Raw genomic sequence first — 14145 nt, 5'->3', positions numbered from 1 at the left:
CCGGCCCATACCGGCGCTGCAATCCCTTCCAGGGAGCTGATCATCTTCCGGTCAGCAGGGCGCGTGCGTACCAGTCGGTGGTGTCGTGGATGCCGGGGAGGGCGAAGAAGTAGCCGCCGCCGGTGGGGCTGATGTAGTCGACGAGGGGCTCGTCGACGAGTCGCCGCTGGTTCGCCTCGAACTGGCGCATGGGGTCCTGCTGGAAGCAGTTGAAGACCAGGCCGGCGTCGAGGTTGCCGTTGGTGTCGATGCCACGGTCGTAGTTGTAGCCGCGGCGCAGGATCCGGCTGTCGTCGGTCTGTGGGGTCCTTGGGTTGGCGCGGCGGATATGGGAGTCGAGCGGGATGACGGCGCCTTTGGGGTCTTTGGCGTACGCGGGGATGTCGGTTTCGGCGCTGCCGTCGAGTGGGGCGCCGGTGTCGCGGCGGCGGCCGAACATGTTCTCTTGTTCGGTGAGGGAGACCCGGTCCCAGAACTCGATGAACATGCGGATGATCCGCATGACGTGGTAGGTGCCACCGGCGGCCCAGGCGGGTTCGTCGGGGGCTGCCCACAGCAGTCGGCGTGCGGTGGCGGCCTCATGGACGGGTGGGTTGGCGATCCCGTCTTTGAAACCGAGCAGGTTGCGGGGCGTTCCCGACGGGCGGGGCGGGGCGGTGAATCCGTCGATGCGGTAGCGCAGCTGCATCGCACCCCGGGTGTGCTTGGCGATCGTGCGCAGGGCGTGGAAGGTGGTGTCGGTGCTGGCCGAGCAGATCTGCAGCAGCAGGTCGCCGTGGCATTCGGCCGGGTTGAGGTTGTCGTTGGGGAACGTGGTCATCGGCTTGAGCCGTTTGGGCTTCTTGCCGGTCAGGCCGAATCGGCCGTCGAACAACGATGCGCCCACGCCGACGGTGATGGTCAGGGCGTTGGGGTTGATGGTGGGGCCGATCATGCCGGAGTCGGCGGGTGGGGAGGCCGGCCCCAGGTCAGGGGGTGTGCCGCCGGTGGTGAGGAACCGTGCCTGGTCGGTGAGGGCCCGCATCAGTTCGATGAGGCCGGTCTTGCTGTGACCGACGATGTCGAAGACCGCGAACGCCGCGCTGGAGGGCGTTGGGGTCAGGATGCCGGCCTGATGGGGGCCGTGGAACCGCACGCGCGGCGCCGGCTCCTGGCCGATCCCGGTGCCGGCCTCGGCCGAGGTGGCGATGGCACCGGCGGTGGTCGCGCCGGCGATCGCGCCGCCCAGGACGCCGGCTCCGGCGCCTTTGAGGAATTTGCGGCGGTCTGGGTTCATTTCTGGATCTCCAGCAGGTCCGGCACGGGCGCCAGCGTCTCCAGGGTTTGGCCGATCGCGGCGTTCACGGCCTGGCGTTGGGTGAGGGCAAGGTTTTTGATCGCGGTCCACTGGCCGTCGTGCCGGGTGGCGTTGATGGTCTGTTCGAGGGTGTCGAAGTCGGCGGTGGCGGAGGCGACCAGATGTGGGGAACGGGCGTTGATCAGGGGGGCGAGGATGTTCAGCAGGGCGCGTTCGCCCTCCAGGTCGGCCAGGGCGGAGGCCATGCTGGTGCCGCTGCCGTAGTCGTCTTGGCCGGTGAGCTGGAACCGCAGCGTGTCCTCCAGGATCTCGTGAGCGCGGGTGGAGACGTTCTTGGCGTCGAAGGTGAAGGTGGGCAGTTTCGCGTCGAGTTCGTCGATGGCTGTGGACAGTGCCGTCGCTTCGGCGGTCATCTGGCTGGCCGGGACTCCGTGCCACAGGTCGTATTCGATCTTGTGGAAGCCCGTGAAGCCTCGATCGTGCACGCCGCCCGCCAAGCCCTGTGCCAGCCCGTCGACGGCCTTGCCGGCGTCACCGAAGGCGTCGTAGGCGGCGCCGATCCGGTGCCAGGTCAGGTGCGCGGTCAGCCAATCGGCGCGGGCCGCGCCCAGATCCCCACCAGCGAGGTCGGCCCGCAATGCTGCGACCTGACGCTTCAACAAGCTGAGCTGGCCGGCGACGAACGAGGCGTACTGCGAAAGGGGGGCTTTCATGTCCGCCTGCGTCACCGGAAGCCGGACCTGCCCGCTCGTACCGTGACCGGTGACGAGAGCGGCCGGTGACAAGCGGGCGGGCATGCCGTCGAAGGCGCACCGCCAGGCGTACCGGCCGGCGGCCAGATCCGCCGACAAATCCCGTGTCGTGCCCGGACCGAGCACCTCGATCTCTGCGGTGATCGCCGTCGTGCCGGCCGAGATCAGCTCGATGTCGACGGCACGCCCGCTCTGATTCGAGATGACGAAGGTGGAGCGGCCGGCCTTCGGCGCGTCCCATTGGCTGGTGCAGTTCTTCTCCGACAAGCTGATCTTCTGCCCGGACCTGGCTGCGGAGTTGTATCTGGTCGCAACGATCACCCCGGCGACCAACGCGGGCACGAGCACGATCACGCCGCCCACCGCGACCGCATGACGCCTCGGCCGTCTTCTCATCGGCGCACCGATTCCCGCCTCAACAGAGGCCTCGACAGTGCCGGGCGCGGCCACTGCGGCGGGGTCCGAGGACGTGCGTGCGCCGGTCTCTGACGCGGGGGTCGGGGCCTGGGCCGTCACCGTCGCGGCGGCCGTGGTGGGCGGCGTTGCCGGGCGAGTTCGCCGCAGGAACAACGCCATGACGGTGGCGAGGTAGGCCACATAAGCGATCACCTGGAGCCATGTCATCTGCGGCGTGAGGTTCAACACCCCCTGAACGATCTGCACCCACCAGGTGCCGGACGGTGCCCGGCCGCTCACGTCGAACGCCGTCGCGCTGGTCACGACCCCGGCGTCCTGCAGGTCCTTTAGACCGTAGGCGAGCACGCCGGCCGCGATGACGACGAGCATCACCCCGGTGACGGTGAAGAACCGGCTCAAATTGATCTTCAGGACCCGGCGGTACATGCCCGCGCACAGCACGGTCGCGATCAGCAGGCCGGCTGCCGCACCGGCCAGCGGCGCCAGATCCGATCCGGCCGTCTGGGTGTTCGTCCAGATGAACAGCGCAGTCTCCAGGCCCTCGCGAGCCACCGCGACGAACACCGTGACCACCAGCGCGGTACCGCTTAGCGCGAGCGCCGAGCCGACCTTGGCCTTCAGGTCCCCGCTGAGCGAACGGGCGGTCCGGCGCATCCAGAACACCATGAACGTGACCAGCGTGACCGCGGCCACGCTGAGCCCGCCCGCGAACGCCTCCTGTGCCTTGGATGACATCGACGCCTCAGTGAACGTCAGGATCGCGCCGAAGCTGAGACTGACCGCGACGGCACCGGCCACCCCGGTCCACACGGCCGCGAGGGACCGTTCCGGGGCGAGCCGCCGCACCGCCGCCACCAGGATCGAGACGACAAGACCGGCCTCCAGGCCCTCACGCAACCCGATCAACAGGTTCGGAAACGCCACCGACCACCCAAAGTGCATAAGGTTAGGCTAACCTAAGTTACTGCGTCGCCAACAGGTACACAGGCGCATCTATCTCGCGATCGGGTGGCGGTTTGTAGATGCGCGGGATGTCCTCGAGGTCGTCCGAGTGTCCGCTCGGGGCGCCGACGACGTCATCACATTCGTGATCTTGTACTCGCCGGGCTCCAGCGTCACTCCTGTGGTGTGGGGGTGAAGGTGCTGGCGGCCTGGCGTCAGGGGCCGGGAAGGCGGCGGCCGGCATCTCGCCGCCGCTGCGGGCGGCGCCCGCAGCGGCGTGCTCGACGGCATGGGGCAGGAATGCGAGCCGGGAGTCCGTCCCGCCGTGGGTGAAGAAGGCCAGGTACACGCGCCAGGCGGGCTGGCGAGGCCGGTCCGGCCGGCCCCGCGGGATTTGCCGCATGTAGTTGTAACAACTATTGTTACGACTGGACTCGAGGAGCGAGGGAGGTGGAGTCCGACGTGAGCGCCAACAGCAGACTGACCATCGCGGCGCACGCCCTGACATGGATCGGGCTGTATCAGCGGCGTGGCCACGAGGTCGCCACCTCCGAGCAGATCGCGACGAGCGTCAACACCAACCCGGTGGTGATCCGCCGCCTGCTGGCCAAGCTGAGCAAAGCCGGTCTGGCCGATTCACGGCGGGGGGCGGGGGCGGGCTGGATGCTCGCGCGGGACCTGGCGGCGATCACCCTGCTCGACGTCTACCAGGCGATCGAACCGGGACCGGTCTTCGCCCTGCATCGCGCGACACCGGACCCCGAGTGCGTCGTGGGCCACGGCATCGGGCCGGCAATGACCGCCGTGTACGACGATGTGGAGGCCGCCCTGCGCAGGGAGCTGGCCAAGACCACGCTGGAGGACGTGCTGCGGGACATCTTGAAAGCCGCCTGACCTCGGATCGTCGACTTCCCCTGATCGAGGGGGATCGCATCCCGCGCTCATCGATGTAACCAAAATGGTTACATCAAGGAATTGGAGAGTCTCATGGGACAGCTGGACGACAAGACCGCCCTCGTCACCGGCGCCTCCAGCGGCATCGGCCTGGCGATCGCCCGTCGTTTCGCCGCCGAGGGCGCGACCGTCTACCTGACCGGGCGCCGCAAGGCCGCGCTGGACGCCGCCGTCGCGCAGGTCGGCGCCCGCGGCATCGCCATCCAGGGCGATGCCTCGGACCTCGGCGACCTCGACCGGCTCTTCGCCGAGATCGCGAACCGCAGCGGCCGCCTGGACATTGTGGTGGCCAACGCCGGTGTCGGGGACTACGGCCCGCTCGGCACGATCACCGAGGAGGAGTACGACCGCACTACCTCGATCAATCTCAAGGGCACGGTCTTCACTGTCCAAAAGGCGCTGCCGCTGCTGACGGCCGGCGCCTCGGTGATGCTGCTTTCCTCCAGCGCGGCCCTGCGGGCCGTCCCGGGCCTGGGCATCTACGCCGCCACCAAGGCCGCGATCCGCAGCCTCGCCCGCACCTGGGCCGCCGAACTGGCCGGCCGAGGAATCCGCGTCAACACCCTTACCCCCGGCCCTGTCGAGACCCCAGGCGGGGACGAGCTCCGCGCCGCTTTCCCGCGCGGCGATCGGCCCACCGCGGCCGAGCCCGCCCCACCGACCCCGCTCGGCCGCGCCGGCCATCCCGACGAGGTCGCCACCACCGCCCTCTACCTGGCCGGCGACCAGAGCACTTTCACCACCGGCGCGGAACTGTTCGTCGACGGCGGCGCCACACAGCTCTAGGCGCCAAATCGGCGACGCGGGACGCATTCGACGCTCCAGGGCGTCTGAGCCGCGTACTTGCGACCGTCGTCAGGGCAACGGTTTCGACACAACAAGGAGTGAGTCTTGAAGAGCGTGGTCCACTACCGGGCGGGCGATGCGGCAGCCGTCGCGCGGTCCCCGCGGTCGGGCGGCGGCTCGGGGACTGGACGGGCCGAGTGGTGGTCGACATGACCAACCAGTGCGCCCGGTTCGACCCCTACCGCGGCTTCGCCGACGTCGCGCCGCTGTTCCAGGGCTGAGGCCCGACCGGCACACCTCATGCGAACGAAAAGACAAAGGACAAGGACAAGGACGATGGCAACAGATACTCAGACCTCGCGGACCGTGGCCGAGAAGTTCGTGGAGCGCCTCGGCAGGCAGGACCCCGACGGCATCCAGGAACTGTTCGCCGAGGAGATCGACTGGCACGTCCCCGGCAGTGACGCGCTGCCCTGGACCGGGCGCCGTACCCGCCGGGAGGAGGTCGCGCCGTACTTCACCACGATGTGGCCGCACTTCGCGCCCGGCAGGAGCAAGGTCGTGCTGGAGCGCGTCATCGTCGACGGTGGTGACGTGGTGCTGCTGGCGGTCTTCACGCACACCGTCGTGGCCAGTGGGAAGGAGTTCACCACACCGGCGGCCATGCACCTGATGGTCGAGGACAACCGGATCGTCCGCATGCACCTGTACGAGGACACGCTGACCGTCGAGGAGGCGTTCAACGCCGGCTGAGTGGAGAGTGCTCAGCGGCCCCGTGGCCCGGGGCACATGGCGGCCAGGTCCAGGTCCGAGTACGAGCGGGGACTGGCCGAGCTCCGGAAGACGCTGGAACTACCGGTCGTCGGTCATCCGCGCCGTGCGGCGGAACTCGCCGGGCTGCGGGGGCTCACCGACAAGTAAATCGACGAGGCGCGGCAGATGCATGCCGAGGCGCGCGTAAGCACGTGACCTCGTGGGGTGCCGGGGGACCGGCACCCCACGAGGCCGGGTCAATGCGCTCCCATCTCTGCGTTCACCGACCCCTGACCCCACGTGTCGCGAGGATCGACGTTTCTCAGACGTCCGTGAACGTCTGGCACTGGCTGAAGAACGTCCGGAACGGAACCACGTCCTCCTTTACGTCCACGCACGTCTTTATGGTGGCGCCGCCGATGGCCGTCTCGGTACCGATGATCTCTTGTTGGTTGGTGCCGATGGATGAGCAGGACCAGCTGTTGTAGTCAGCGAAATCGCCATTGAGGTAGTAGTTGCCCTCGACGGAGCAGCCGCCTCCTGTCGTTCCCTTCTTGAGGACGTAGAAGTCGGAGGTGGCGGCGACGAAGTCCTTGTTGGCGCACAGGCGGATGGTCCATCCGTTCTGTGATTTGTTGACGCACCCTCCCGCCGCGTAGGACGGCGAGGCCGTCAACACTGTGGCCGACACGGCCGCCGTGGCCAGTACGAGGACGGCGGCGACACGGGCCGCCTTGATGTTCCGGGCGAGGCGAATGCCTGACGACTTTCTCATGGGTTTTTCCTTCCGATGGGGGACGGCTCCCGCGTCACGACGTCCACGGCGTGCACTCGGGCGTACTCCACGTCGAGCGCCCATCCCAGATCGAGGTGCACCCTCGCGCCGCCCCCGGGGCGTAGAGCTGGTCGGTCCACCCACCGCCCGTGGCCGCCCATGAGGCCTTGGCGTGATCGGATCCTCGCTCGACGTAGAAGCTCTCGGACAGCCGACTGACGACCACCACCCAGTTCGTCTTGCACGTCGGTGACCACCAGAGTTCCAGCCCGTTGGCGTCACGGGGGAAGACCCGGTAGGAGCCCACCGAGCACCCCGTGCTGTAGGGATCGGTGTGGCCGCAGCCCGTCCCCGAACAGGAGGGGGAGGAGCAGTAGCCGGTGGACGGGTTGATGACACAGGTCGGCCTCGCCGGTGCCGCTTGGGCGTTCGGGGCGGTGGCCGCGGCGGACGCGGCGACGGCCGCGAACGTGGCGACCGCGCCACATGCCTTCTTGAGAGTGATACACATCCGGTCTCCCGTGATGTCGGCGCGCCGGCGGAATCGGCGCATTGGCATTGATCTCATCGCCGGCGCCGCTCGTTCGACAGAGGCATGCACGATCCCCGATCGTTCACCGCACACAAACGACGCTGACCAGCGGGCGTTCACGGAGCGAGCGAACATTGCTCGGACACTTTCCGAACGGTTTCAGCCCCTCTGCCGAGACCACAGTCGATCACTGCCGCGGCGCCCAGGGATCCCGGCGGCTGCGGGCAGTCCGTTTATCCGGATCGGAGCAGGGGAATCCGGATGGGCACGATGACGGAGTGAACACCCTTGGTACGGCGATGCGGCATGGCCGGCTCGACTTCTCTCACCGGAGTTGCCCACCGCTTGCGAGAAAGAGATGAAGCCCCCGCCGGGGATCTGATCGCCCTACGCCGGACGGCCTTGTTGCGAGAGCCACCCGCCCGCCGCCACTGGCAGGTCTTGAGGAGTTCGACCTGCCCGCATCTAGGGGTGCGTCGGTCCGGTCATGCAGGGGGTGCTGGAGGTGACCGGCGTGTGCAGGCCGGGACCGGTGAGGGTGACGGTCGCGGTAACGCATCCGGTCGTGGTCAGGAGCATGTTGCCCCACGCGAAGACGCCCTCGTAATCGGCGTCGTAGGTAACGCGGCGGTGGTCGATCGGGCGTAGCCCGATGAGCGTGACATGCGCATGCGGGGCGATACGGTTCAGCGCGGCGGTGGGCTCGAAGCGGGGCCAGATCGTCTTGCACGATGGAGAGTAGTGGGCGACGGTCTGACCGATGACGATCCGTCCCGGACGGTAGATGTTGAGGTCGGCGACGCTCAGTGTGACGGCATCGGCGTCGCAACCGCTGTTACGCGGATCGCCGTCGTCCGTCGGCAGGGCGTGTGGCACAAGGGATGGGCTCGGGCGGCCCGTGCTCTTGTGCGGTGACGCGCCGGAATGATGGAGCAGCGGCGGGATGTCCTGGATCGCCAGCGCGATGATCGCCCCCGCGGCGGCCGTGGCGAGCGAACTCGACCAACGGCGCAGGCGGGAGGAGCGTGCGGTGCCTGGAGCGGGGACTTCCTTGCGATCGAGCTGAGCGCCGGGTGGCGTGGGAGCAGCGGTCTCGGGCGCGGTGGCGACGTCGGTCGGCGAACCGGAGGGCGAGTCTGACGGCAGGCCGTCAACGGAGTCCGCTGGGGACACGAGGGGTATGAGATCGGCGGCTCGTGCCACGAGGGCGGTCCGGCGCAGCGCGATCAGTTCCCCGGCGGGGAGGTCTAATCTCTTCTCGCACGCGGTGAGCAGGTCTTCTGAGGGAAGACGGCGGTCCTGTTCGTAATCGGACAGCGTGCTCGCTCCGATGTGCAGTTCCTGAGCCAGCCGACGCAGCGACAACCCCTGCTCGAGCCGGGCGCGTCGAATTGCCATGCCCACGGTCGTCGCTCCCTCACCGACGCTCACGAGGCATCCCTCGCTTTCATCCGCATGGACCAGCCGTCCGCATTTTCCCGGATGCATGTCCATCAGGCAATGATCTCCAGCGATCCGGAGGCTTGTCCCGGTGCGGATGCGCCCTGCGGGGTCTGCCGGCCGTCTGGAGCCGGCGTTTGATGTCGTTCGGCGAATCGGCGCGCTGGACAAAGTGCTGCGTAAGTTGAAGTTCTCGGGGATGTCGGTCACCGGGTTGGGGTCTCGAACCCAAGCATCTAGTCTCGGCGGGTGCGCAGTCCGACCCAACCCCGTTGTCGCGAGCCGACGTCGAGTCGGTGCTGGCCGACGGCCTCGGCACAGTCAGCATCGTCGATGCTGCCGAGCTGAGCGGCGGCACCTTCGCTGCCGTCTGGCGGGCGGCACTCGCGGACGGCCGGGAGGTCGTGGTCAAGGTGGGGCCACCGCCGACGGCTCACGTGCTCGCGTACGAGAAAGGGTTGATCCCCGCCGAGGCGGAGTACTTCCGCCTGGTGCGCGACCACGCACCAGGCGTGCCGGTGCCGTCGGTTCTGGCCGTCTGCGACGACTGGATCATTACGACGCTGGTGCCGGGCCGCCCGCTCACCGACGAGGACGCGCCGCGTGCCCGCATCGAGTTGGGCGCGGCGGTCGCCGCCGTGCATGAGATCTCCGGGCCGTACTTCGGCTACACCGGTGACCGGCCGTCCGGGCGGGACTGGCCGACCGCCTTCGCCGCCATCGTCGCGGGGCTGCGGGCGGACGCCGCTGAGTGGAACGTGCCGCTGCCACCGCTGGACGGGGTGGTCGAGCGGCATCACGATGTGCTGGCCACGGTGACCCGTCCGGCCCTGCTGCACTTCGACCTGTGGGATGGCAACGTGCTGGTGTCCCTGTCGGGCGGGCTCGCCGGCCTGGTCGACGGTGAGCGCTACCTTTATGGGGATCCACTGCTGGATCTGGTGTCACCGGCGCTGTTCCGGCGGATCGAGGACGAGCCGGAGCACCCGTTCCTGCGCGGTTACCGCCCAGAGCCGTTCGACGCGGCCGCCCGGATCCGGCTGTCGCTCTACCGGCTTCACCTCTACGTCTTGATGATCGCCGAGGGCCCGAGCCGGGGCATCCGACGCACCGACGGCCGCCATGACTACCTGACCGACCTCTTGAACGCGGAGCTGGCCCTGCTCACCTCATGAGGCCGAAGGCTCGGAGCGGACAGCTCGTGCGCTGAGCACGAACGTCGGCCGGGTTTGATCATGCTGCCTTGCGTCAGAGCCTGCCCCAGCGTTGTTGGCGCTCGCCGCGGATGCGGGCGCGTTCGCAGCGTCGGGCGGCCGGCATGTCGGGGTGGCACGTAACGGCCGCGGCGCACAGCCGGGGCTGCGGCAGGGCCGCCGCGAGCCTGACGACGGCGGCTCATCGGGGTGCCGGAGGCATGGACGGTCTGCAAGATCTGGATCTCTGGCGACGCTGGGCGTCGACGGCTCCATCGACGTCACCGACGTCTTCGACCGCAAGCTCAAGGCATTTGCGGGCGCGCATCAGCTTGACCGCCGATCACGGAGACCGGCGGGGCGCTCCGCGCCTGGCTGAGCCTGATCAGCCCGCGGCCCTGCGAAGAAGCAGCTCGTGCGGGGCCGGGTCACAGGTGGGTGGCCGTCAACGCGTCGCGGAAATCGGCCACCGTGCGGTGACGCGCGGCCGGGCTGTCCTCTAGCGCCGTGCTGAGCACAGCCATGAGCACCGTGGGCACCCCGGGGATCGCGGGAATCGGCGAGTTCCGTATGCGCAGCAGATGGGCGATGAGCGCGGCCGAGCTCAGGTCTCGGTCGGGGGAACGCGGCGCCCGGCCCGCCAGCAGCGCGTACAGCGTCGCGCCGAGCGAGTAGATGTCACCTGCCGGGCTGGGATCGGAGCCGTCGAAGACCTCGGGGGCGGCGTACACGGGTGTCATGGCCAGGGTCACCGACATGTCCTGGCCCGGAACCGGCAGCGCGGCGATGCCGAAGTCGGCCAGCGCCACCCGGCCGAACCGGGTCACCAGCAGGTTCGCCGGCTTTATGTCACGGTGCAGCACGCCGTTGTCGTGCGCGGCGGCCACCGCGTCCGCGACCTGGATGCCCACCTCGCGGACCTGCGCTGGGTCCATCGGGCCATCCCGGCGCAGCCGGTCGGTCAGCGACCCGCCGGGGCACAGCTCCATCACCAGGTACGGCCGGTGGTCGGGCAGCGTGTCGGCGTCGTACAGCGTCACCACGTTGGGGTGCTCGGACAACCGTACGGTCGCGTCGACTTCGCGCCTGAACCGCCTCAGGTCGCGGGCGTCGGCGATCCGACGGTCGACTACCTTGATCGCCACATCCCGGCCGAGGGCGGTCCTGCGGCCCCGGTAGACGGTGGCAGTGCCGCCGCTGCCGAGTGACTCGAAGACCTCGTAGCCGTCGAGTGTGAAGTCCGCCTCCCATCCGGCCGGCTGGCTCTCGTAGTACTCGGGCGACAAACGCCGGGTCGGCGTCGGCGGGCGCGGCGACCGGGCGACGTCGAGGACCGAACCGGCCAGTATCGGCGTGTCGGGCAATGGTGGATGCGCGAACTCGACGACATCGGCCAGCACGCAGGTGACGCTGTCGGGTCCGCCGTCTTCCAGGGCCAGATCGACGAGGCGGCGGACCGCCTCGTCGGGATCGGTGATCGTGGTCAGCGTATGGTGGAGCGTCTCGGCATGCAGCACGCTCGAAAGGCCCTTCGAGCACAGCAGATAGCGATCGCCGAGCAGAGCCTCGCGCAGCGAAAGGTCCGGTTCGACCTCACCACGCCCCGTCAAAGCATTGGCGACCTGCCAGCGTTTCGGGTGCACGGCCGCCTCGGCTGGGGTGACCCGCCTCTCGTCGACCAGCGACTGCACGACTGTGTGGTCATGGGTGATCTGGAAGAGTTTCCCGGCGCGCAACAGGTAGCCACGGGAGTCGCCGATATGCGCCACGGCGACAACGTTTCCCGACCAGAGCATCGCGGTCAGCGTCGTGCCCATCCGGGGAGTCCCGAGCTGATATATCGCCTCGCCGGCACGCTGGATGGCGTTCTCGAGCGCCGACAGCAGGTCGGCGTCAGGGACGTCGGTGTCCGACGATCTCAGGGCGTCGATGGCGGTCGCGCTGACACGGGCGCAGTCTTGGAACGGGCCGCGGCGGCCGCGCCAGGCATAGTCCTCCCCGGTGCGCCAGCCGGCTGTGCCGTCGGCCACGGCGAGAAGGCGGCGGCTCGCGTAGGCCGAGTCGACGTTGGCCGTCGAAGTCCGGCCGACGTCGGAACCGGCAGAGTAGCGGAGCCCGATACTCGTCTGCTGCCTCGCCACCGGCCCTCCCGCCACGTCTGACACCCCTCGGTCCCAACAAATTAGTAGCAAAGTCCATCACGCATCATGAACGCGCCCGCAACGCTCACCGGGGTGTGTGGCGCGGTGCGGGCCCTGCACTTCACTGACCGTAAGAGAACCGAAGGTCGGCGAAGAGCAGGTGGTTGAGTCGCCGCCGAAGGTGTCCGGTCTTGCTCTGATCAGGAGCTTCATCAGGAGTGAGCAGGGTGAACTTCAGTGAGGTCTCGCCGCCCACGGCCGTCAACTCGAAGTGCACCTGGTCGTTGGGTCTACTTGGCCAAAGCGATGACCATACGACCCGGTTGGGCATTTCTGCATCCAAGACGCTCGGCTCTACTTCATCGGAGAGCAGGTTTAGCCATGGCCGCGCTCCCTGCCGATGAGGTTTCACAAGCGACTCCCAGACTACTGACGGGGGCGCTGGCAGTTTGCGTGCCCTCGAGCCAATTTCGATCACGCTCAGAAGTGTATGTGAACTCGCATGGCGCTCGATCTTCCAACGACAGCCAGGTATACCCCTCCGCGGCATTTGAGTACATCTATCGAGGAGCGGCCGGTCAGCCCGACCGCATTTGCCCGTGCGTCATCCGACAACTTGTTCGAGGCGGCCTCCCGACTACATGTCGCCATTGATGCTATGCCTCGTATGGGTCCCAGTGGGCGGCGTAGCGCAGCAGCGAACGAGCTAGGTCCAGGTGGGCCGCCGCCCACCGGCTGTCGAAGAGGAACCACTGATCGAACCCGAAGAAGCCGTCGATGTACCGGGCGACCTGCGCGATGTGCGCGTCCAACTGGATCAGAGATTCGGCAGGGTCAGACCGGGGAAGCGCATGGCCCCGGCCAAGTCCAGGTTCCGATCGGTATCGGGCGATTCCCAGCACAGACGGACTGAGAAGACGGAGCCGGGCCCGCGCGGGGCCAGCCGGACGGTACGGACCGGTACGCCCGGGTTGAAAACCGCGTTGGGTGCGACGGCACCGGCGGCCAGCGGCCAGGTGTCGTGCAGCAGGAATGCGAGCCGGTCGGGCGAGGCGGAGGCGGCCTCGTCGTCGACGAAGTAGTAGGCGAGGTCCACCTCGTCGTCATCGGTACGCACTCTCAGGGCGTGCTCGCCGAGCCGGATGAAGGTGCTCTCGTCATCACCCTCCACCCAGAGGTGCTCGTTCAGCAGCTCACGCAGTTCGTCAACGCTCTCCGGCCGGGGCAGGTTCCGTTTCCGGGCCTCCTCGAAGATCGAGTCTAGGCCGTAGACGTGGCCGCCAAGCTCGCCGTCGATCCATTCGTCCGGGTCGTCGCCGTCCCAGCCGCGGCGGAACCAATCGAGCACGGTCGCGTCGGGCACGGTGACTACCCGCTTACTGAACGGCGATTCCTCCCGCCACCGGGACACGAAATACATGCGCCTGACTCTAGGTGAGCGGTTCCCGTCGCGCGGTGCGTGCAGCGGCGACCAGGCACGACCGGCCAGGAGTACGGCGGGCAGCAGGTGTACCCGCCCGAGCCGGACCGTGGCGGCGCCCAGCCCGCCGATCGACACCCGGCGGACGGGTTTCGCACGTCCGCCGGAGCCTCCCCGAAAGCCCGGCCCATGCGTCGGGGTGCCTCGACGAACTGCCCTCTCGTTAGTGCACGGGGATGGCATTGTGCGGCCGCCGTGGGTGAGCAGGACCACGTCGATTGGGCGAGACCGCCGACGGGCCGGCTGACGCAGCCAGCTCGGCACGACCGCACGTCCGACCCCACCGCGCTTCGTCACGGAACGTGGTGCCCGGTCGGCGGCATGAGAGTGCACCGGCCGAGTTCCATCCTTAATGGGGATCGGGACGGAACGCGTGACGTTCCCGGCGGGGGTGAGTTCCACGGCCCGCCATTTGCCTTGGTCTGGCATCATGCCCGCCATGGAATATCACCGGCAATTCCATCGCGCGGCGATCGAACGGGGCATCCCGGGGGATGAGGTCAGTAAGTTTGCCGAGTTCCTGCGATTCGCGATCTGGACAAGTGGGCGCCCCAACGGCGTTCCGGTCGGGCGAAGCGGCGGGTTGCCCCGGCTGCCGGTGGGCATGGGGTGGCCGTCCTCCGAGTACGGGCCGCTGCCGTTCGTCGCCTCCTTCGACTGTGCGGCGCTTCCCAGAGTCGACG

General features: G+C 68.4%; 14 protein-coding genes and 1 pseudogene. 7 read left to right on the top strand and 8 right to left on the bottom strand.

From position 1 onward, the window contains the following. Positions 1-40: 40 nt before the first annotated feature. Together efeB and efeU are read right to left on the bottom strand one after the other, a co-directional pair. A complete protein-coding gene (gene efeB / locus AB0I04_RS21335; RefSeq protein WP_360886879.1) occupies positions 41-1276 on the bottom strand; it encodes an iron uptake transporter deferrochelatase/peroxidase subunit in 1236 nt (411 codons plus the stop codon). After that, positions 1273-3408 (bottom strand): iron uptake transporter permease EfeU, encoded by a 2136-nt coding sequence (efeU, locus tag AB0I04_RS21330; RefSeq protein WP_360886877.1) that lies wholly within the window; start codon positions 3406-3408, stop codon positions 1273-1275. The genes efeB and efeU overlap by 4 nt, the downstream gene beginning before the upstream one ends. Before the next feature lie 462 nt (positions 3409-3870). On the opposite strand from efeU, the gene AB0I04_RS21325 reads away from it, so the two are divergent. From AB0I04_RS21325 to AB0I04_RS21305, 5 genes are all read left to right on the top strand, one after another. Then, positions 3871-4302 carry an Rrf2 family transcriptional regulator gene (locus AB0I04_RS21325; RefSeq protein WP_360886973.1) on the top strand — a complete coding sequence of 144 codons (432 nt, stop codon included), beginning with the start codon at positions 3871-3873 and terminating at the stop codon, positions 4300-4302. A gap of 93 nt (positions 4303-4395) precedes the next feature. Continuing rightward, a complete protein-coding gene (locus tag AB0I04_RS21320) occupies positions 4396-5148 on the top strand; it encodes an SDR family oxidoreductase (RefSeq protein ID WP_360886875.1) in 753 nt (250 codons plus the stop codon). 98 nt (positions 5149-5246) lie between these two features. Next, positions 5247-5429 (top strand): hypothetical protein, encoded by a 183-nt coding sequence (locus tag AB0I04_RS21315; RefSeq protein ID WP_360886874.1) that lies wholly within the window; start codon positions 5247-5249, stop codon positions 5427-5429. A gap of 55 nt (positions 5430-5484) precedes the next feature. After that, on the top strand, positions 5485-5901 hold the full coding sequence (locus AB0I04_RS21310; RefSeq protein ID WP_360886872.1) for a nuclear transport factor 2 family protein: 417 nt from the start codon (positions 5485-5487) through the stop codon (positions 5899-5901). Positions 5902-5937: 36 nt separating this feature from the next. After that, a complete protein-coding gene (locus AB0I04_RS21305) occupies positions 5938-6069 on the top strand; it encodes a hypothetical protein (protein WP_360886870.1) in 132 nt (43 codons plus the stop codon). Positions 6070-6223: 154 nt separating this feature from the next. Here the strand turns inward: AB0I04_RS21305 and AB0I04_RS21300 are convergent, their stop codons facing one another. From AB0I04_RS21300 to AB0I04_RS21290, 3 genes are all read right to left on the bottom strand, one after another. Next, positions 6224-6676, bottom strand: a complete 453-nt coding sequence (locus AB0I04_RS21300) for a hypothetical protein (protein ID WP_360886868.1) — start codon at positions 6674-6676, stop codon at positions 6224-6226. Positions 6677-6710: 34 nt separating this feature from the next. Further along, positions 6711-7187, bottom strand: coding sequence for a hypothetical protein (locus AB0I04_RS21295; RefSeq protein ID WP_360886866.1), 477 nt, complete (start codon positions 7185-7187; stop codon positions 6711-6713). A gap of 486 nt (positions 7188-7673) precedes the next feature. Beyond that, positions 7674-8702 (bottom strand): helix-turn-helix transcriptional regulator, encoded by a 1029-nt coding sequence (locus tag AB0I04_RS21290; protein ID WP_360886864.1) that lies wholly within the window; start codon positions 8700-8702, stop codon positions 7674-7676. A 218-nt stretch (positions 8703-8920) separates the two neighbouring features. Between AB0I04_RS21290 and AB0I04_RS21285 the strand changes: the two genes are divergently transcribed. Next, a complete protein-coding gene (locus AB0I04_RS21285) occupies positions 8921-9823 on the top strand; it encodes a phosphotransferase (protein ID WP_360886862.1) in 903 nt (300 codons plus the stop codon). A gap of 446 nt (positions 9824-10269) precedes the next feature. On the opposite strand, the gene AB0I04_RS21280 is transcribed toward AB0I04_RS21285, so the two are convergent. The 3 genes from AB0I04_RS21280 to AB0I04_RS21270 all read right to left on the bottom strand — a co-directional run bounded on the left by AB0I04_RS21280 (position 10270) and on the right by AB0I04_RS21270 (position 13540). After that, entirely contained in the window at positions 10270-11982 is a 1713-nt protein-coding gene (locus AB0I04_RS21280; protein ID WP_360886860.1) for a protein kinase, read from the bottom strand. Between the two features lie 656 nt (positions 11983-12638). Then, the gene (locus tag AB0I04_RS21275; RefSeq protein ID WP_360886858.1) at positions 12639-12794 is read right to left on the bottom strand and encodes a hypothetical protein; all 156 of its coding nucleotides are present in this window, start codon (positions 12792-12794) and stop codon (positions 12639-12641) included. 5 nt (positions 12795-12799) lie between these two features. After that, a complete protein-coding gene (locus AB0I04_RS21270) occupies positions 12800-13540 on the bottom strand; it encodes a hypothetical protein (RefSeq protein WP_360886857.1) in 741 nt (246 codons plus the stop codon). 274 nt (positions 13541-13814) lie between these two features. Here AB0I04_RS21270 and AB0I04_RS21265 point away from each other — a divergent pair. After that, a pseudogene (locus AB0I04_RS21265) lies at positions 13815-14117 on the top strand (hypothetical protein); the annotation flags it as partial. Positions 14118-14145 lie beyond the last annotated feature (28 nt).

This window comes from Actinoallomurus sp. NPDC050550 (genome assembly GCF_040655075.1).
Classification (GTDB): Bacteria; Actinomycetota; Actinomycetes; order Streptosporangiales; family Streptosporangiaceae; genus Actinoallomurus.
This window is presented reverse-complemented; position numbering and strand designations above follow the sequence as displayed.

Bases quoted from the DNA above. Each gene is read 5' to 3' on its own strand.
- efeB (WP_360886879.1), bottom strand. From the start codon at position 1,276: ATGAACCCAGACCGCCGCAAATTCCTCAAAGGCGCCGGAGCCGGCGTC.
- AB0I04_RS21320 (WP_360886875.1), top strand. From the start codon at position 4,396: ATGGGACAGCTGGACGACAAGACCGCCCTCGTCACCGGCGCCTCCAGC.
- efeU (WP_360886877.1), bottom strand. From the start codon at position 3,408: ATGCACTTTGGGTGGTCGGTGGCGTTTCCGAACCTGTTGATCGGGTTG.
- AB0I04_RS21290 (WP_360886864.1), bottom strand. From the start codon at position 8,702: ATGGACATGCATCCGGGAAAATGCGGACGGCTGGTCCATGCGGATGAA.
- AB0I04_RS21300 (WP_360886868.1), bottom strand. From the start codon at position 6,676: ATGAGAAAGTCGTCAGGCATTCGCCTCGCCCGGAACATCAAGGCGGCC.
- AB0I04_RS21295 (WP_360886866.1), bottom strand. From the start codon at position 7,187: ATGTGTATCACTCTCAAGAAGGCATGTGGCGCGGTCGCCACGTTCGCG.
- AB0I04_RS21305 (WP_360886870.1), top strand. From the start codon at position 5,938: ATGGCGGCCAGGTCCAGGTCCGAGTACGAGCGGGGACTGGCCGAGCTC.
- AB0I04_RS21310 (WP_360886872.1), top strand. From the start codon at position 5,485: ATGGCAACAGATACTCAGACCTCGCGGACCGTGGCCGAGAAGTTCGTG.